This is a genomic window from Serratia sp. DFXYC6 (assembly GCF_057196085.1).
The window spans coordinates 1,697,480-1,714,309 of record NZ_JBXUNV010000001.1 but is presented as its reverse complement, the minus strand read 5'-3'; the positions used below and the strand labels follow the sequence as shown (position 1 = coordinate 1,714,309).

16 protein-coding genes are annotated in these 16,830 nt (G+C 56.8%); 6 read left to right on the top strand and 10 right to left on the bottom strand.

Annotation, left to right across the window (positions count from 1 at the left end):
* Positions 1 to 27 precede the first annotated feature (27 nt).
* Positions 28 to 3,081 carry a DUF4214 domain-containing protein gene (locus tag AC2CGQ_RS08270; RefSeq protein ID WP_172574674.1) on the bottom strand — a complete coding sequence of 1,018 codons (3,054 nt, stop codon included), beginning with the start codon at positions 3,079 to 3,081 and terminating at the stop codon, positions 28 to 30.
* A gap of 283 nt (positions 3,082 to 3,364) precedes the next feature.
* Between AC2CGQ_RS08270 and pdxY the strand changes: the two genes are divergently transcribed.
* A complete protein-coding gene (gene pdxY, locus AC2CGQ_RS08265) occupies positions 3,365 to 4,225 on the top strand; it encodes a pyridoxal kinase PdxY (RefSeq protein WP_156865611.1) in 861 nt (286 codons plus the stop codon).
* 38 nt (positions 4,226 to 4,263) lie between these two features.
* Here pdxY and gstA read toward each other — a convergent pair whose 3' ends face one another.
* The 4 genes from gstA to AC2CGQ_RS08245 form a co-directional block, all read right to left on the bottom strand.
* Positions 4,264 to 4,869 carry a glutathione transferase GstA gene (gene gstA / locus AC2CGQ_RS08260; protein ID WP_033633168.1) on the bottom strand — a complete coding sequence of 202 codons (606 nt, stop codon included), beginning with the start codon at positions 4,867 to 4,869 and terminating at the stop codon, positions 4,264 to 4,266.
* A 92-nt stretch (positions 4,870 to 4,961) separates the two neighbouring features.
* The gene (gene dapA, locus AC2CGQ_RS08255) at positions 4,962 to 5,846 is read right to left on the bottom strand and encodes a 4-hydroxy-tetrahydrodipicolinate synthase (RefSeq protein ID WP_156865612.1); all 885 of its coding nucleotides are present in this window, start codon (positions 5,844 to 5,846) and stop codon (positions 4,962 to 4,964) included.
* Positions 5,847 to 6,202: 356 nt separating this feature from the next.
* The gene (locus AC2CGQ_RS08250; RefSeq protein WP_004938373.1) at positions 6,203 to 6,466 is read right to left on the bottom strand and encodes a YjbD family protein; all 264 of its coding nucleotides are present in this window, start codon (positions 6,464 to 6,466) and stop codon (positions 6,203 to 6,205) included.
* Between the two features lie 95 nt (positions 6,467 to 6,561).
* The gene (locus tag AC2CGQ_RS08245; RefSeq protein WP_021505451.1) at positions 6,562 to 7,257 is read right to left on the bottom strand and encodes an HD domain-containing protein; all 696 of its coding nucleotides are present in this window, start codon (positions 7,255 to 7,257) and stop codon (positions 6,562 to 6,564) included.
* 201 nt (positions 7,258 to 7,458) lie between these two features.
* Here AC2CGQ_RS08245 and AC2CGQ_RS08240 point away from each other — a divergent pair, with 201 nt between their 5' ends.
* Complete coding sequence (locus tag AC2CGQ_RS08240; protein ID WP_004938379.1) at positions 7,459 to 7,851, top strand: nuclear transport factor 2 family protein; 393 nt, start codon at positions 7,459 to 7,461, stop codon at positions 7,849 to 7,851.
* Here AC2CGQ_RS08240 and AC2CGQ_RS08235 read toward each other — a convergent pair.
* A complete protein-coding gene (locus AC2CGQ_RS08235) occupies positions 7,848 to 8,117 on the bottom strand; it encodes a hypothetical protein (RefSeq protein WP_004938382.1) in 270 nt (89 codons plus the stop codon). The two genes, AC2CGQ_RS08240 and AC2CGQ_RS08235, sit on opposite strands and share 4 nt — an antisense overlap.
* A gap of 276 nt (positions 8,118 to 8,393) precedes the next feature.
* On the opposite strand from AC2CGQ_RS08235, the gene AC2CGQ_RS08230 reads away from it, so the two are divergent.
* A complete protein-coding gene (locus tag AC2CGQ_RS08230) occupies positions 8,394 to 8,774 on the top strand; it encodes a nuclear transport factor 2 family protein (protein ID WP_015377744.1) in 381 nt (126 codons plus the stop codon).
* Between the two features lie 7 nt (positions 8,775 to 8,781).
* Here the strand turns inward: AC2CGQ_RS08230 and AC2CGQ_RS08225 are convergent, their stop codons facing one another.
* Positions 8,782 to 9,162: a RidA family protein gene (locus tag AC2CGQ_RS08225; protein WP_015377745.1), complete on the bottom strand. Its 381-nt coding sequence runs from the start codon at positions 9,160 to 9,162 to the stop codon at positions 8,782 to 8,784.
* Between the two features lie 190 nt (positions 9,163 to 9,352).
* On the opposite strand from AC2CGQ_RS08225, the gene AC2CGQ_RS08220 reads away from it, so the two are divergent.
* On the top strand, positions 9,353 to 10,198 hold the full coding sequence (locus tag AC2CGQ_RS08220) for an aminoglycoside phosphotransferase family protein (protein ID WP_484593716.1): 846 nt from the start codon (positions 9,353 to 9,355) through the stop codon (positions 10,196 to 10,198).
* On the opposite strand, the gene AC2CGQ_RS08215 is transcribed toward AC2CGQ_RS08220, so the two are convergent.
* Together AC2CGQ_RS08215 and AC2CGQ_RS08210 are read right to left on the bottom strand one after the other, a co-directional pair.
* A complete protein-coding gene (locus AC2CGQ_RS08215) occupies positions 10,163 to 10,666 on the bottom strand; it encodes a cupin domain-containing protein (RefSeq protein ID WP_004938395.1) in 504 nt (167 codons plus the stop codon). The two genes, AC2CGQ_RS08220 and AC2CGQ_RS08215, sit on opposite strands and share 36 nt — an antisense overlap.
* A 100-nt stretch (positions 10,667 to 10,766) precedes the next feature.
* Positions 10,767 to 11,954 carry a benzoate/H(+) symporter BenE family transporter gene (locus AC2CGQ_RS08210; protein WP_118911586.1) on the bottom strand — a complete coding sequence of 396 codons (1,188 nt, stop codon included), beginning with the start codon at positions 11,952 to 11,954 and terminating at the stop codon, positions 10,767 to 10,769.
* Positions 11,955 to 12,069: 115 nt separating this feature from the next.
* Between AC2CGQ_RS08210 and AC2CGQ_RS08205 the strand changes: the two genes are divergently transcribed.
* A complete protein-coding gene (locus AC2CGQ_RS08205) occupies positions 12,070 to 12,633 on the top strand; it encodes a helix-turn-helix domain-containing protein (protein ID WP_015377747.1) in 564 nt (187 codons plus the stop codon).
* A gap of 194 nt (positions 12,634 to 12,827) precedes the next feature.
* The gene (locus tag AC2CGQ_RS08200; RefSeq protein WP_484593567.1) at positions 12,828 to 14,921 is read left to right on the top strand and encodes a prolyl oligopeptidase family serine peptidase; all 2,094 of its coding nucleotides are present in this window, start codon (positions 12,828 to 12,830) and stop codon (positions 14,919 to 14,921) included.
* Positions 14,922 to 14,996: 75 nt separating this feature from the next.
* On the opposite strand, the gene dtpA is transcribed toward AC2CGQ_RS08200, so the two are convergent.
* Positions 14,997 to 16,511, bottom strand: coding sequence for a dipeptide/tripeptide permease DtpA (dtpA, locus tag AC2CGQ_RS08195; protein ID WP_004938405.1), 1,515 nt, complete (start codon positions 16,509 to 16,511; stop codon positions 14,997 to 14,999).
* Between the last annotated feature and the right edge of the window lie 319 nt (positions 16,512 to 16,830).

Genomic DNA, 16,830 nt, shown 5'->3' with positions numbered 1-16,830 from the left:
GGCCCGAAATATTTCCGGGCCATTTTTTTAAGCAAAATAGTCCGGCGCAAAACCGTTAAGATCAATTGTAGGAGCTTGATAATGAAGAGTATTTGCTAATGAATAGATATTTTCATTTGCGATAGAAAAAACAGTATCATTTTCGTCGAATTTCTGATTGTGGTTTTTGTCGATAATAACATAGATGTTGTCACCCATTCCCACTGCGCCCACCTCAGCTAAACTATTTTCACTGGCACCTTTGGTGATTTTTGACATTGCCTTGGCTAAAACATCAAACGCACGATCAGTGTTATTTATTGCCAATGAATTAAATAACGTATTAATTTGATTAGGTTGACTAATGTTACCATAAATTTCAATGTTACCTTTTTCATTCGGCCCAAAATTCCACTTTCTATCAGCTGACCCAGCATGTATTTGATCGTAACTGTATCTATTTAAGGTGACCAAATCCTCTATATTACTATTTTCGAAGGATACGTTTCGCACGCCAGTTGTTGAGTTTCCAATGATTGTATTGCCATGTACCGTAAAGTTACCGCCGTTGAAGGTTTCTATATCCAATAAGTTACCAAAAAGACTGCTAATGATATGCTCGTAAGGGGATATGTTGTTTAGAGAAGACAGAAGCGAATAGAAAGCGCCACCACCACTACCACCTTTCTCGAGGAAAAGATCAATGACGGCATTGTGGCGTGGATCATTTTCAGGTAATTCTATGGATTGCAGCGTATCACTAAAATCCTCTTTAATGGTTAGGTATAGTCGTGTACTGGCGGTAACTGTGATATTTGATATATTGTTATCGCTTCCCCCGAGTGAAATTGTATTTATTGTGTTTCCACTTGACTCTAATTTCAGACTTTCTTGTGTCGTTTTATCTTGACTAATTATATTTATTTCTCCTGCATTAATCCATCCGCCATTATTAGCGCCTATGTTGATTTTGAAAGCATCATCGACGAGGTGTTTTGCCATTTCAAGCGTCAATTTACTGCTAGCAGAGGCATCCCCATTTATCGTAAGCATACTGGACCAACTGGTATTAATTACCTTTACATCATCAGCCATACCGGACAAGATTAATCCCGAAGAGCCAGTGGCTTTACCTCCATCGGTAGGTGTTTTCGGTAGTTCACCTTGAGCCAGAATCTTTATTGGCTGAGGATGAGTGCCATAGACCTTGGCAGTTTGGTTTAATAGACCGAAATCAAAAATATTTTTTCCCTCGGTTGAGATTAACTCACCGTTAAGATAGATGTTTCCTGTACCACGATAACCACCAAGTTCTATACCGCCAAAATACAAAAACTGATTTATATTACTTATAATTTCGGCGTCATATCCATTGCCGCCGTTAGATGTCAAGTATACGTTTTTGCTGATAAAATTAGCAGAAATACTGCTCTGCGAAGAAGAAGACTTGGCTAAAAACGTTGCCAGAAACTCTTTATCGATAGCGTTTGCTCCCCCTGCAATACTATTGCCATTCCATAGCAATCGAGTGAGTTCGTTTCCACTGAGACTCATATTTATTTTCGAGTCGGCAATATTGAGTTGATCGGCTATCAATCGGCTACTGGCAAGTTCGGTGAGCTCAATGATATTGTCTGCATTTAACAGATTGTTTTTGTTGAGGTAAAGAGTTATCGATCTTCCACTCAATGAGTTAATAACAATGGCATTGGCGGCGTAATCGCCTTGTAATGTTAAGTTTTTTAATGATTTTGCAAATCTAAGATCGATTGCGCTGGCATAATTAACATCCAGAGAAGCAGAGTTAAGGACGCCAATTTCGGCATGTGATAATCTATGAATGCTCCCTGAGTTAATATCGCCAATCAATGCGCCGTCTCGATCCAGTGTGATTTTTCCATTCTCCTGGTAACCTAATTTTTCGCCTATCTGTTGTTCAAGTGTGGCAATGTCTTTGGTTAGCGGGAGAGGGCCATCATTCAATGGTGATTTCCCATTGCGATATGCCTCTATAATATTTAATGTCGCCTGTAAGGCGTTGTTCTCCGCTTGTTGCAATATAACGTTTTTTTGCTCATTAGTTAAAGCTTGGCCATATAGTTTGATATAAAGTGAACTAAAATCTGAGGCGGAACTAAAATGTGAGGTAGACTGCGTAAGAAGTGTCAATAATGCTAGTTCAGATTTTCCACTGTCTAACATTCTACTAAAACTGTCAAGTCCTCTGGCATCTAATCCGGTAGTTGTCGTCAGTAATTGGAATAATACCGCTACATTTTCTTGCATCTTTAATGGCGTGAATTCTCCAGAGCCATAGACGTGCGTGGCTTTTAGAAAGTTTTGTTTGGCAATACTGTTATCTACATCATTGCGAACGTCGGTCATTAAACGGATGATGACGTCGCCTCGTGTTTCGCTATTGTTATTTAGACCTGAGGTGTATTTAGCTACGATTGTAGTATCGGGGGTTAAGTCGTAAATGCACTTGTATATTCTCTTGACGAATTCGTCATTATTCAATGAAAGCAACCATGCTCGTGATTCTACAAAGTTATTAGCGACATAATTAACACTAACCCGTCCATCCGCAATAGCCTTGCTCCAATAATTGACGCCATCAGCATTAAATAGACTGCCAATAGTATAATAAATCCCTTGTACGTCAGCTGCAGCACTAGTAGCCGAGGTCGCTGGTGTTGGATATAGCGTAGCGTTAATAGTCTCGAACATGTGTTTTTGCTGAGCTGTTGTAGTGGGGTCGTTGCCGATGTAATGACGAGTGTCGTTTATTAAGTTACTGACTAACTGACCTAAAGAGAGTCCCGCGTTGACTTGATTGACTAACAAGTCCAACTTGGTCGGTGAAGGAGATTGGCCGGTCGCATTATGATAGATATATTCTACTTTTTGCACAGTAGTTAAGCCGTTATAGCGAAGATGGCCACTGGGAGAGTCAATAAGCTGGTTAGCCAAATATACATTGTCGTATAACGCTTTCTCGATTTGCCTTGTAAAGTATGTCAATTCTTGGTTGTCTGCATATCGGCCCATGATTGCATAGAAAATAATGGCTGTATCTTGTTGTAATGAAATGAAATTCATTTTTCCTCCCCAAATGCAAGACTCAGTGAACTTTAAGTACAGCCAAGAATGACAAAAAAGCAAATCGGTTGTTTTGAGTGCACATACGCCGTTGGTACGGTTACCTGTAGGATATGCGCTTTTTTTGCCGATGTGTTTTCGCTACAATATGCCGCCGTCGAAAGCATAAAAATTCCTCTTATTTCTTGTTTTTAACAGCGCCGGCATGACGTTTTCGCGTTGTGCACCCATTATCATTTCGCCGCGGGCTGATGCACACGGCATGGCGAGGTCAGTTGTTCCGATGAAAAACATTCTTTCTATCCAGTCGCACGTGGTGTTTGGTCACGCCGGCAACAGTGCGGCTGAATTTCCGATGCGCCGCATGGGCGTCAACGTCTGGCCGCTAAACACGGTACAGTTCTCCAACCATACGCAATACGGCCAGTGGACCGGCTGCGTCATGCCGGCCAATCACCTGACCGAGATCGTGCAGGGCATCGCCAATATCGATCAACTGAAGCGCTGTGATGCGGTGTTGAGTGGCTATATCGGTTCGCCGGAGCAGGGCGACCATATTCTGGAGATCGTGCGCCAGGTTAAGCAGGCGAACCCGAATGCCTGGTATTTCTGCGATCCGGTGATGGGACATCCGGAAAAAGGCTGCATCGTGGCGCCGGGCGTGGCCGAGTTTCACTGCCGCCAGGCGTTGCCGTGCAGCGACATGATGGCGCCGAACCTGCTGGAGTTGGAGATGCTGAGCCAGATGGCCGTCGCCAACGTGGCCGATGCGGTGCAGGCCGCCCGCGCGCTGATCGCCAAAGGGCCGCGGCTGGTGCTGGTCAAGCATCTGGCCCGGGCCGGCTATCACGCCGACTGTTTTGAAATGCTGCTGGTGACGGCGGACGAAGCCTGGCACATCAGCCGGCCGCTGGTGGACTTCGGGGCGCGTCAGCCGGTCGGCGTCGGCGATTTGACCAGTGGTCTGCTGCTGGTGGATCTGCTGAAGGGCGAGGCGCTGGATAAAGCGCTGGAGCACGTGACCGCCGCCGTGTATGAGGTGATGCTGACCACGCAGGCGATGGGAGAATACGAGCTGCAAGTAGTGGCGGCGCAGGATCGGATCGTGCAACCGCGCAGCGAATTCAAAGCGGTAAAACTGTAAGTGCATCGGGCCCCGGCGAGAGCCGCCGGGGCTGAACCTTACTTCAATCCTTCGGCGTTCAGCGCCGCATCTACCGCCGGGCGTGCCGCAACGCGATCGAACCAGGCCGCCAGATGGGCGTGCTTGCGCACATCGAACTGCAGGGCGAATGCCCAGCGCAGCACGGTGAACAGGTAGGCGTCGGCCACGCTGAAACGGCTTCCCAACAGGAAGTGCTGCTTCGCCAGTACCGAATCCAGATAGCTGAACTGCTGCTCCAGCCTGGCGCGCGCGATGGTTTTATATTCCTCGGGCGTTTTCGGGTTGAACAGCGGGCTGAACCCTTTGTGCAGCTCGGTGGCGACGTAGTTCAGCCATTCGATCGCGTGGTAGCGCGACAGGGTGCCCGCCGCCGGGATTAGGTTGCGATCCGGCACACGGTCCGCCAGATATTGCACGATCGCCACGCCTTCGGTCAGCAGGCTGCCGTCATCCAGCAGCAGCGCCGGGACCTGTCCCTTGGGGTTGATGGCGAGGTAATCGGCGCCGCTCTCGGTTTTCTTCTGCGCCAGATCGACCTTCTCCGCCGTAAAATCCAGCCCTGCCTCACGCAGCACGATATGCGGGGACAGCGAACAGGCGCCGGCTTTATAGAACAGTTTCATCGGAAGCTCCTTGTTGATGACGAATGACGGGCATGCTTAACCACTCATCGTAGTCCCATAGCACCAAAATTACAGCGGCTTAGCTAACAAATTTAACCGACGATCGCCTCGGCGGGCTGCAGCTGCGCCAGCGTCGCGGCGATCTGCTGCTGCAGCGCCGGCGGCGCCACCTGCATCGGCGAACGCAACTCGTTGGCGATCAGCCCCTGCTGGGCCAGCACCGTCTTGACCGGCGCCGGATTCGGGAAGCTGAACATCTGGTGGATCATCGGCAGCAGCTCATAGAAGTTGCTGCGTGCCGCAGCCAGATCGCCGGCGGCGACCTGCTGCACCAGCTGGACGAAACGTTCCGGGTGAACATGCGCGGCGGCGGAGATGGCGCCGGTGCCACCGAGGCACAGCGTGGTGAGGATCAGATTGTCTTCCCCGGTCATCACATCGATTTCGCCATCGGCGATCAGCGCCATGGTGGTGTCAGGGTTGCCGCCGCAGTCCTTGATGGCGGTGATGCGCGGATGGCGTGCGAGCCGGCGCAGCGTGGCCAGCTCCATGGCGATGCCGGTGCGCTGCGGAATGTTGTACAGGATCACCGGCACGGTGGAGGCGTCGGCCAACTGGGTAAAATAGTCGATCAGGCCGCATTGCGAAGGGCGGATGTAGTAAGGCGCCGGGATCAGCACGCCGGCGATGTCGCGCAGCTGAATGGCCTGCTGCATTTGCAGCGTGGCGGCCATGTTATTGCCGGAAAGGCCCATCACCACCTGGCGTGCAGGCGCCACTTCCAATACGGCGTCGAGCACCGCCAGCTGTTCTTCTTTGCTCAGCGCGGCGGCTTCACCGGTGGAGCCGCAGACCACCAGACCATCGATGCCGGCGTCGAGCAGGTGCCGCGCCAGGCGTTGTACCGCCGGCAGGTCGACGGCGTCGTGATTGAAAGGGGTAACCATCGCCACCCAAACACCCGAAAATGAGGCCATAAAATATTCCTTCTGTGTGACCGACAGAGAAGCCAGATGAGAAAATTGAAGGCGGGGCGTTGCGTGCCATCCAGTCAGCTCATCTGACGGGACAGCGCGCCCCGGTCAAATGAGCGTCTGTTTCTTTGATGTAACCGCCGCCAAACCGCCAAGGGGCAACGCAGGCGTCATCAGAATATCAGCGTTGCGTGGGTAGGCCATGGCAGTCTCGCGAAAAGGGGAAGTGGGGTGATAATGAATATTCTTCATCAGGCTGTCAATTTACAACAGATTGATAACATTGTTATTCATGATTCGCCGGTGAGGATGAGTTTGGCTAATAAATAAAAATCCCCGCCGCGGCGGGGAGGGTTGGCTCAGCGCGGCGGGCGGGAGCCGATGGTGGCAGACCAACTGAAAGTGTCGCCACTTGGCCGGTAGCGGTTGGCTTTGCGTTCTGCACGCTCCGCCTTGGCGAGCTTCGCTCTGGCGGCCATGATGCGCGCCACCACTTCATCCTTGACCTTGTGCTGTTCGGCGTTGGTCAGCGGCCTGCCATGGCTTTTACGCGCCTTGTCCAATTCGGTTTTCACTTCCCGCTGTTCGCTTTCCGTCATCTCTTTCAACGTCAACTTTTTCATCTGTGCCGCCCGTTCGGTGAAGTTGACTTACAGTTTAGCGGCGTTATATGACCGAAAATGTTATGGGCATAACGAAAATGCCCCGTAGGCCGGCATTACACCTCCTCCAGCAGATCGTCGACAAAGCGCCGCATGCGTTCGGTGCGCTGTTCGGCCATCTGCCGCCCGGCGGCGGTCTGGAAGCCGTCTTGCAGCTTGAACAGTTTGGTTTCGAAGTGGTCGAGGCAGAAACGCTTGTCGTCGTATTGACGATGTTCGGCCCGCGGATCGGCGGCGTCATACAGCGCGCTGCGCATGCGGCCGCCGATATAGAAGCAGCGCGCCACGCCGATAAGGCCGATAGCGTCGAGGCGATCAGCATCCTGCAGGATCTTCGCCTCCAGCGTTTGCGGCGGGATGCCGGCGGAAAAACTGTGCGCTTCAATGGCGTGAGCCACCGCCGCGATGTCCGCCGGCGCCCATTCCAGCCGGGCCAGCGTCAGCGTGGCTTGCTCTGCCGCCATGCGCGAGGCCAGATGGCGCTGCGGCGAATTCTTTTCCACCGCGACGGCGTCGTGCAGCAGCACCGCCGCGCAGAGAATGCGCCGGTCGCCGCCTTCCTGCTTGCTGATCCGACGGCAGTTCTTCCAGACCCGGTGCAGGTGCGCGACGTCATGCGAACCGTCGTCCGACTCGAGGGTGAGCGGCAGCAACGTTTGTGCCAGCGCCTGGTAGGGGGAAAACGGTTGTAACAGCTCTTGCGTCAGCGAGGGTAAAGACACGTTCAGCTCCTGTTGGGGGAAATCGGTCAATCAGCATAGCCGTGCCGGATGCCGGGAGGATGACAGTAAAACGGCTATTGTTTACTAAAGTGCAACCCACTATTGTCATAACTGCGGTTTTTGCAGCGAAACAAGCAACCTAGAATAGCCGAATTCCGCCGTCTCCGCTTGGTGAGAGCCTGTGTCCGCGGGGATGGCCGGAATATCCTCATCAGCCATGGGAGAAGAGACATGCCAACCCCTCTTGAAATAGTGCGCGCAACCTATGAAGGCAGCTCCGAAGAAAACGGCCGCAATCTGCTGGCGGCGCTGGCTCCCGATGCCGAGTGGACCGAAGCCGCCGGTTTCCCTTACGCCGGTACCTATATCGGCCCGGAGAACATCATCAAGAACGTGCATCAGCGCCTGGGCAGCGAATGGCAAGGTTACCGCGCCGACGTCGATCACTTTTACGACGCCGGCGACAACGTGATCGCTCAGGGTTTTTATCACGGCACCTACCGGGCCACCGGCAAATCCTTCAGCGCCTCTTTTGCGCATATTTATACGCTGCGCGCCGGCAAAATCGTGAAGTTCGTGCAGATCGTCGACAGTGCTAAAGTGCTGGAGGCGATGCAGCCTTAATCGCCGCTGCGCTTGCCGAATTTGCGGTCAAACTCGCGCCGGTAACCCCGGGCCTTGTTGCGATCGCGGATCCACAAATAGCCGCACACCAGCGCAACCGCTCCCGAGAAGGTGACGTTGCGCATATCCCGGTCATACCAAAACACCAACAGCGCATCCAGCGCCGCAATCAGCGCGATCCATTTGTACATATGGGATTGGCGCCGCGTGGCGGCGTTGAGTCGTTTTAACTGTCTGGCTTCGTCCAACACCGGTTTTTGCTGCATAGCGTTTCGTTATCGTCAGGCTGTTCACGCTAAATTAGCAGAATTTCCCTCACCGTCGCAAAGATTAACGCGCGGCGTCATGCGGTTTTCACCGCCCCTGGCGCGGCGCAGAAAATTTATGCGTGGGCGCTTGAATTGTTCATTGGGCGTGGTAGGTTATTTATTCGTTATTTTTGGGTTTTTATTCATAATTCGCCGTGTCATCAAGCTGCAGCACTGGGCGGTTAACGTGATGGGTTCGACGCATGCGGCGGTTAACTTCGGCAGGAGGATGTGATGAACGATAAAACGGCACGCCCGCAGGATGTGGTTCAACAACAGCTTGACGCCTATAACGCCCGCGACATCGAGGCCTTTATGGCCTGCTGGGCGGACGACGCCCAGTATTACGAGCATCCAGACACGCTGCTGGCCAGCGGCAAGGCGGCGATCCGTGAACGGCATCTGGTGCGTTTCCAGGAGCCGAGTCTGTATGGCGAACGGATAAAACGCATGGCGGTAGGCAATATGGTGGTCGATCAGGAAGTGGTGACGCGCAATTTCCCGCAGGGGCGCGGCAAAATGGATGTCATCGCCATCTATGAAGTGGAACAGGGGAGGATCGCCAAAGCCTGGTTCAAGATCGGCCCCTGCGTGCCGGATGAGGGCGCGCTCTAGCCGCGCATTACTGCAACGCCATCACCGCCTCTATTTCCACACACACCGCGGGTGAGAACAACGCGCTGACCGCCATCAGTGAACAGGCCGGCAGCGCGCCATCGAAATAGTCAAACAGCACCGGGCGCACGCCCGCCAGATCGGCGATGTCGGTCAGGAACACGCTGATTTTAATCAATGCCTTGAGGTTGACGCCTTCGCTGGCGGCAATGGTGGCCAGCTGTTCGAGGATCTCCTGCGTTTGCTCCGGCGCGCTCAATCCCTGAGCGTCGGTGGCGTAGGCCGTCAAGCCGGAAACGTATAAGCGATCGCCGTGGCGCACCGCATGCACATAGGGGCCGCCCGGCGTCGGCAACTGCGGATAATTCGTGCGTTTTAATGATGTCATGGTCAAACCCCGCGCAAGACCGGTTAATAAAATCGACAAACTTGGTTAGGATACTGAAGAAACGGCGGCCAGGCGCCGCGCACCGATGATATTTGAGAGTATCATCCCTCTTTATTTTATACGTCGTCTTCACCCGAATGTGACAGTGCGGCGCAGCTCGGCCACAAGGACGCATGAGACGATGAACCCGATTTTTACTCCCTACCTGCAACGCTGGCAACTGGAACAGGATGGCAAAGCCTTCGAAACCCACAGCAGTCTGCTGATGCCGGTGCGTTACCGGGGCGAGGCCGCCATGCTGAAGATCGCCCGCGAGCAGGAGGAGCGCTTCGGTGGACGGCTGATGTGCTGGTGGCGCGGGGAAGGCGCCGCGCTGGTGCTGGCGTGGCACGACGACGGCATTCTGCTGGAGCGCGCGCAGGGCGAAGGTTCGTTGGCGCAGTTGGTGCGTGATGGCGACGATGAACAGGCCACGCAGATCCTGTGCCGGGCGATCGCCGCCTTGCATGCGCCGCGAGAGGCACCGCTGCCCGAATTGATCCCGCTGCAGGAGTGGTTCAGCTCGCTGTGGCCGGCGGCGCAGGCGCACGGCGGCATGCTGCGCCTCAGCGCCACAACGGCGGCGGAATTGCTCAGCAGCCCGCGAGAAGAAAGCGTGCTGCACGGCGATATCCACCATGACAATGTGCTCGACTTCGGCGAACGCGGCTGGCTGGCGATCGACCCCAAGCGTTTGTACGGTGAACGGAGCTTCGATTACGCCAATATCTTCTGCAATCCCAACTACGGTATCGCCACCGATCCGGCCATTTTCCAGCGCCGCGTGGAACAGGTGTGCCGGTTGGCCGGGTTAGATCGCCGGCGCTTGCTGCAATGGATCCTGGCCTGGTCGGGGCTCTCCGCCGCCTGGTTCATGGAAGACGGGCAGGCGGCTGACATTGACTTTCGCGTGGCCGAACTGGCGGCGCGCGCGTTGGATATCCCGTTGCCGGACGGCGATTCAGGGTTCATCCTGCCAGTAATCGAGCGAGGTTGAAGGGCGCTGCAGGTAGCGCACCTGCTCGCCGTCTGCGCTGCGCGCCATCGCCTGGTATTTGCCGGAATCCGGGTACATCACCAGCTCCGGCTGTTCGCGCGTGCTGACGGACAGGTACTTCAGCGGCGCATCGGAAGTGTTGATGATCTGGTGCGGGTATTCCGGGCCCGGCGGAATGAAAATGACATCCCCGCTGACGATCGGCAGCATTTCTCCGGCCACTCGCAGCGTACCGCTGCCCTCCAGAATGATGAACATTTCCTCCTGAGCGTAGTGAAAATGGTAGGGGCAGGAACGCATGCCCGGCGCCACACAATCGAAAGAGGCGCCCAGCTTGTCGGCGGCGGTGCCGGTGCCGAGACGGGCGCCGACGCTGTCATACAACGGCGGCCGCCGGTCATGTTTCATCTCTACCTGTTCGACATTGCGTATCAGGCGCTGAGCCAACAGCGCGGCTTTCTCAGTCATAAGCTTCCTTGGTGACGGCGTCACTTATTAGGTGAATTGACAGTCAGACGACAGAGAAAGTGAAGGCGCCACGGCGTCGCTTGTCAATGTAGACCGCCCGTTACGCCTCGGAGGTTCGCCGCGGCAGCGACAGCAGCAGATGGGCGATGGCGCCGCCGACAATGCCCCAGAAGGCCGAACCGATGCCGAGCAGCGTGACGCCGGAAGCGGTGATGAGGAAGGCGATCAGCGCCGCGTCGCGCTGTTTTTCATCATGCAGCGCGCGTTGCAGGCTGCCGCCGATGGTGCCGAGCAACGCCAGCCCGGCGATGGTGTGGATCAGGGCGACCGGCAACGCGCTGAACAGCAGGCCGATGGCGCCGCCGAACAGCCCGGCCAGCAGGTAGAAACCGCCGGCGGCCACCGCGCCCATATAGCGCCGCTGCGGATCGGGATGCACGTCCGGCCCCATGCAAATGGCGGCGGTAATGGCGGCGATGCACACCGAGAAACCGCCGAATGGCGCCAGCAGCAGCGCGGTCAGCGCCGTCCAGGCGATCAGCGGTGAGGTGGGGACACGGTAACCCGCCGCCTGCAGCGTAGCGATCCCGGGAGCGTTTTGTGAAGCCATGGTCACCACGAAGAAGGGCACGCCGATGCCGAGCAGCGTCGGCCAGCTGAAATGCGGCGCGATAAATTCCGGCACGGCGAACGCCGGCGTCTGTTGCGTCAGCTGGATATCGCCCTGCAGCGCGGCGATCGCCAGCCCAATCGCCAGCGTCAATACGATGGCGTAGCGCGGCAGGTAACGGCGGCTGAGCAGATAGGCCAGCCCCATACCGGCGCTGAGGAGGAAATTGAGCTGCAGCGAAGCGAAGGCGTCCAGCCCGAAACGCAGCAGGATCCCCGCCAGCATCGCGGCGGAAATCGCCTGCGGAATATAATCCATCAGGCGAGCGAACAGCCCGGTGACGCCGCACAGCAGGATCAGTCCCGATGCGAAGATAAACACCCCGATCGCCTCGTTGATCGGCGTGCCGGGCAGGCTGGTGACCAGCAGCGCCGCGCCGGGCGTCGACCAGGCGGTGAGGATCGGGGTGCGATAGTAAAGCGACAGCCCGAGGGAAGTGACGCCCATTGCGATCCCAAGTGTGCTCAGCCAGCCGCCGATCTGCGCCGGCGTAGCGCCCGCGGCGGCGGCGGCCTGGAAAATGATGGCGGCAGAGCTGGTGTAACCGACCAGAACGGCGACAAAGCCGGCCATGATGGCGGGCAGGGTCAGATGACGCAGGGTGACGGCAGGGCGCATGAGCAGCTCCAATCGGTGGTTGTGCGTTATAACGCACGGCAAGAAATCAGCATAGCACCGTGCGCTATAGCGCACAAGCGGGTATAATCGGGCACGATACGCAGAGGAGAACAGGATGCAGGAACTGGCCGGCCATTTGGCGCACACCCTTCGCACGCTGCGCGCACAGCGCGGCTGGAGCCTGACGCAGGCGGCGGAATACACCGGCGTCAGCAAGGCGATGCTCGGGCAGATTGAACGCGGCGAGTCCAGCCCGACGGTGGCGACGCTGTGGAAGATCGCCACCGGTTTCAACGTGGCGTTTTCCGCCTTTCTTGAGGCCTCACCCGCCCAGCAGCAGGCGACGTTGCACCGCTATGGCGATCTGCCGGTATACGATCAGGACAACGCCGACATGCGCGTGGTGCCGCTGTTTCCCTACGATCGCCAGCTGGGTTTCGATATGTTCGTCATCGATCTCGCGCCGGGTGCGCTCAGCGAATCGTCGCCGCATGAGCCGGGCGTGATCGAGCATGTGATCGTGATCAGCGGCCGATTAGAATTGGCGATAGACGGCGCGTGGCACAGCCTGGCGGCCGGCGAGGCGATGCGCTTTCAGGCCGATCGGCCGCACGCTTACCGCAACGCCGGTTCGCAAACGGTGCGTATCCACGATCTGATCCACTATCCTCAATCCTGATTCAACGCGGCGGCCATGGGCTTTGACTCCGCGCCGCCAAACGCCTACCTTGTTGAAAATGACTCTTATTTCACAGGCTGTCGCCCATGACGGGGCGGCGTTGCAGCCGACTCAAAAGGAGCTTGATTTTGCCGGTCACCAATCGACGTCAGTTCATTAAACTCAGTGCGCAAACCGCAGGAGCCGTATTCGCGATGACTTCATTACCTAACAGTATCCGCCTGGCGATGGCGGCGGAGGGCGGCGCGGCCGCCGGCGATGAATTCCTGTGGCTGGAAGAGCTGCAGGGTAAAAAAGCGCTGCACTGGGTGCAGCAGGAAAATCAGCGCACCGTGGCACGTTTCGGTCAGGGCGAAGACTTTCAGCGCATTGAGCGCGAAGTCCTGGATATCCTCAATAAAGACACCCAGATCCCGTGGGTGAGCAAACGCGGCGAGTACTATTACAACTTCTGGCAGGATCAGGCCAACCCGCGTGGCCTGCTGCGGCGCACCACGCTGGACGAGTACCGCAAGGCCAAACCGGCCTGGGAGACGGTGCTGGATATCGATGCGTTGGGCAAAGCCGAGGGCAAGGATTGGGTTTATCAGGGCTCGCAACCGCTGGCGCCGGAATACCGTTATTGCCTGATGCAGCTGTCGCCGGACGGCGGTGACGCCACCGAAATCCGCGAATTCGATCTGGTTGCCAAACGTTTCGTCAAAGACGGTTTCAACGTGCCGGTGGCGAAAAGCCGGGTTTCCTGGGTCGATCGGGACACGCTGTTCATCGCCACCGATTTCGGCCCCGGCTCGATGACCCAGTCCGGCTACGCGCGCATCGCCAAACGCTGGCGGCGCGGCACGCCGCTGAGCGCCGCCGAAACGCTGTACGAAGCGCAGCCCGAAGACATGGCGGTCTTCGCCTATCACGACCGCACGCCGGGCTTTGAGCGCGATTTCGTCGGCCGCAGCCTGGACTTCTATCGCCGTGACTATTTCTTGCTGGCTCAGGATGGTCGGCAGAAAAAAATCGACATCCCGTCCGACGCCGAGCTGGACACGCATCGGGAATGGCTGCTGATCAAACCGAGCAGCGACTGGGAAGTGGGCGGCAAGCGTTATCCGTCCGGCGCGCTGCTGGCGGCCAACTTCGATGACTATCTGGCGGGCAAGCGCGAACTGCAGCTGCTGTTTACCCCGACGGCGGAGCAGGCGCTGAGCGGCTACAGCGGCACCCGCGATCACCTGATCCTCAGCATCATGGATAATGTGGTCAACCGGCTGGAGGTGCTGACGCCGCAGGGCGGCAGCTGGCAGCGTCGTCCGCTGGGCAACCCCGGCGCCATCAGCACCCTTTCCGCCGGCGGCATCGACGAAGAGAGCAACGCCTATTTCCTGACCGTCAGCGGGTTCCTGCAGCCGACCTCGCTGTATATGGGCAATCTCGACGGCGGTGAGGCGACGCTGTTGAAACAGGCGCCGCAGGACTTTGACGCCGCCGGCTATCAGGTCAGCCAGCATTTCGCGCGCTCCAAGGACGGCACCCGCGTGCCGTATTTCCAGATCGCCGCCAAAGATCTCAAGCTGGACGGCAGCACACCGACGCTGCTGTATGGCTACGGCGGGTTTGAGGTGTCGCTGTTGCCGGGCTATCTTGGCGGCAAGGCGCCGGCCTGGCTGGAGCGCGGCGGGGTGTACGTGGTGGCCAACATCCGCGGCGGCGGCGAATATGGCCCGGCCTGGCATCAGGCGGCGCTCAAGCAGAACCGCCATCGCGCCTATGAGGATTTCGCCGCCGTGGCCGAAGATCTCATCGCACGCAAGGTGACCTCGGCGCCGCATCTCGGCGCACGCGGCGGCAGCAACGGCGGCCTGCTGGTGGGCAATATGCTGACGCTGTATCCGCAGCTGTTCGGCTGCATCGTCTGCGAAGTGCCGCTGCTGGACATGCAGCGCTATACCCAGCTTTCCGCCGGCGCGTCGTGGATCGCCGAATACGGCGATCCGAGCAAGCCGGAGGAGTGGACCTACATCAAGACCTTCTCGCCATACCACAACATTCAGGCGCAGACGGCCTACCCGCCAGTGCTGTTCTATACCGCGACCAGCGACGATCGGGTCAACCCGGCCCACGCCCGCAAAATGGCGGCGCGCATGCAGGCTATGGGGTATCAGCAGGCCTATTTCTATGAAAATACCGAAGGCGGGCACAGCGCCGCCGCCGACAAGCAGCAGGCGGCGTTCCACAGCGCACTGGTAAGCGAATTCATGTGGGCCAACCTGAGCGGCAAACCCAAGTCAGCGTAAACCTTTTTCTTGCGGCATAAAAAAACACCGGGGCGTTAACCCCGGTGTTTTTATTTACGCTCAATCCGCCGGCGGTCAGCGAGCCGCAGTGGCTTCCTGCGCTTTCTGATTGGCGTCTTCGGTGGTGTCCAGCGTCATGCGGTACAGCTTCGGCGCGGTCAGCATCATCAGGATAGCGATGACGGCGGTGACGATGCCGATCTGCATAAACACATGGCTGTAGATGGCCAGCGAAGCGTGCGCGTCGTTGATGTCGCTTGGCACGGCGGTCAGACCGGCAACCTTACCGGCGATCAGCGCGGCGGCGGCGGTAGTCAGGAACCAGGAGCCCATGATGAAGCCCATCAGACGCTGTGGCACCAGCTGTGCCACCATCGCCAGACCCAGGCCGGAAATCATCAGCTCGCCGATGCTCTGCAGCGCGTAGCTCAGGATCAGCCAGTTGACCGACACGATGCCCTGTTCGTTGGCGAAGCTGGCGCCCCATGGCAGCACCAGGAAGGCGCAGGAGCAGAGGATCATGCCGAAAGCGAACTTGTGCGGCATCGGCAGGCGATCGCCCATTTTGTTATACAGCGCGGCCAGAATCGGGCTGGCGAGCATGATCCAGAACGGGTTCAGCGCCTGATACTGCTCCGGCTCGAAGGCGACGCCGAAGATGCTGTGTTCCACGTTATGGATGGCGAAGAAGTTCAGCGAGGTTGGCATCTGGCTGTACAGCACGAAGAACACCACCGCTTCCAGCATCAGCAGGAAGGCGACGATCATCTTGCGGCGTGCGGCGCCGTGCAGGGCGAAGGTTTCCTTGGCGAACACCAGAACGATACCGGCGGAAACGAGGGCCAACGCCCAGCGCGCGATCACCTGGTTGTGCAGCAGCCAGCTGGACACGGCGATCAACGCCACGATGCCGACCAGCACCATCAGCAGCTTCGGCAGATGCAGCGGCTTGAAGTCAGGTCTGGAGCCGTTTTCCTTCACCCACTTGTGGCACATCATAAAGTTGACCAGGGTGATCAGCATGCCGACCACGCTCAGGGAGAACGCCACGCTCCAGCCGTATTTCGCCGCCAGCCACGGGGTGGCCAGCATGGAGAAGAAGGAACCGATGTTCACCGACATGTAGTACATGGTGAAAGCGCCGTCGATGCGCGGGTCATCTTTCTCATAGCAGGTGGACAGCAGGGAGGACGGGTTAGCCTTGAACAGGCCGCTGCCCACGGCGATGGTCGCCATGCCCATGTAAACCCAGAAGATGTCGTGGCCGGAGTAGGCCACCATGGCGTAACCGGCGGCCAGCACCAGTGCGCCGAGCACGATCACGCGTTTGGCGCCCAGCACCTTGTCGCCCAGCCAGCCGCCGATGGCGACGAAGCCGTATACCAGGGCGCTGAAAGAAGAGAACAGGGTGATGGAATCGGCTTCGCTCATGCCGAGCATCTTGACCAGATAAACCGCCATGATGCCCTGCAGGCCGTAATAGCCGAAACGCTCCCACAGTTCGATCGAGAAGATCAGGTAGAACGCTTTCGGTTGTTTGAACGCGTTAAGGCTAACGCTCTCCGGGTGTTGGTTGTTTGCTGTTGACACTGGTACCTCTGTTTTTTCGCAGCCCGTCTTTGGAGGACGGGAAAGTACAAAAGTTGATGCGGAACGGCATCCTTTTGCGTTGTTATAGGATGGGGACGGCGGTTAATGTTCACTATCTTTGTCAACGTGGCAAGCAGTTTGTCATATTCGGTTACATTTAACGCTCGCAGGATTATGCTGCGATGTTGCAAATGTTATGCAGTATTAACTTTCGGGTTTTAATGGTTTGCCGATTTTTTGTTTTGATTAAAAGCTATACGGATTTTAAACAGGGATATATTCTGCTGAATTGCTATTTTTTAGCGCATCAGTGTATGTG

What these genes read in the sequence shown, in the direction of transcription:
- AC2CGQ_RS08270 (WP_172574674.1), bottom strand. Translation starts at nt 3,081, where the DNA reads ATGAATTTCATTTCATTACAACAAGATACAGCCATTATTTTCTATGCA.
- AC2CGQ_RS08230 (WP_015377744.1), top strand. Translation starts at nt 8,394, where the DNA reads ATGAACGATAAAACGGCACGCCCGCAGGATGTGGTTCAACAACAGCTT.
- AC2CGQ_RS08240 (WP_004938379.1), top strand. Translation starts at nt 7,459, where the DNA reads ATGCCAACCCCTCTTGAAATAGTGCGCGCAACCTATGAAGGCAGCTCC.
- dapA (WP_156865612.1), bottom strand. Translation starts at nt 5,846, where the DNA reads ATGGCCTCATTTTCGGGTGTTTGGGTGGCGATGGTTACCCCTTTCAAT.
- AC2CGQ_RS08225 (WP_015377745.1), bottom strand. Translation starts at nt 9,162, where the DNA reads ATGACATCATTAAAACGCACGAATTATCCGCAGTTGCCGACGCCGGGC.
- pdxY (WP_156865611.1), top strand. Translation starts at nt 3,365, where the DNA reads ATGAAAAACATTCTTTCTATCCAGTCGCACGTGGTGTTTGGTCACGCC.
- AC2CGQ_RS08215 (WP_004938395.1), bottom strand. Translation starts at nt 10,666, where the DNA reads ATGACTGAGAAAGCCGCGCTGTTGGCTCAGCGCCTGATACGCAATGTC.
- AC2CGQ_RS08235 (WP_004938382.1), bottom strand. Translation starts at nt 8,117, where the DNA reads ATGCAGCAAAAACCGGTGTTGGACGAAGCCAGACAGTTAAAACGACTC.
- AC2CGQ_RS08205 (WP_015377747.1), top strand. Translation starts at nt 12,070, where the DNA reads ATGCAGGAACTGGCCGGCCATTTGGCGCACACCCTTCGCACGCTGCGC.
- AC2CGQ_RS08210 (WP_118911586.1), bottom strand. Translation starts at nt 11,954, where the DNA reads ATGCGCCCTGCCGTCACCCTGCGTCATCTGACCCTGCCCGCCATCATG.
- AC2CGQ_RS08200 (WP_484593567.1), top strand. Translation starts at nt 12,828, where the DNA reads ATGACTTCATTACCTAACAGTATCCGCCTGGCGATGGCGGCGGAGGGC.
- AC2CGQ_RS08250 (WP_004938373.1), bottom strand. Translation starts at nt 6,466, where the DNA reads ATGAAAAAGTTGACGTTGAAAGAGATGACGGAAAGCGAACAGCGGGAA.
- gstA (WP_033633168.1), bottom strand. Translation starts at nt 4,869, where the DNA reads ATGAAACTGTTCTATAAAGCCGGCGCCTGTTCGCTGTCCCCGCATATC.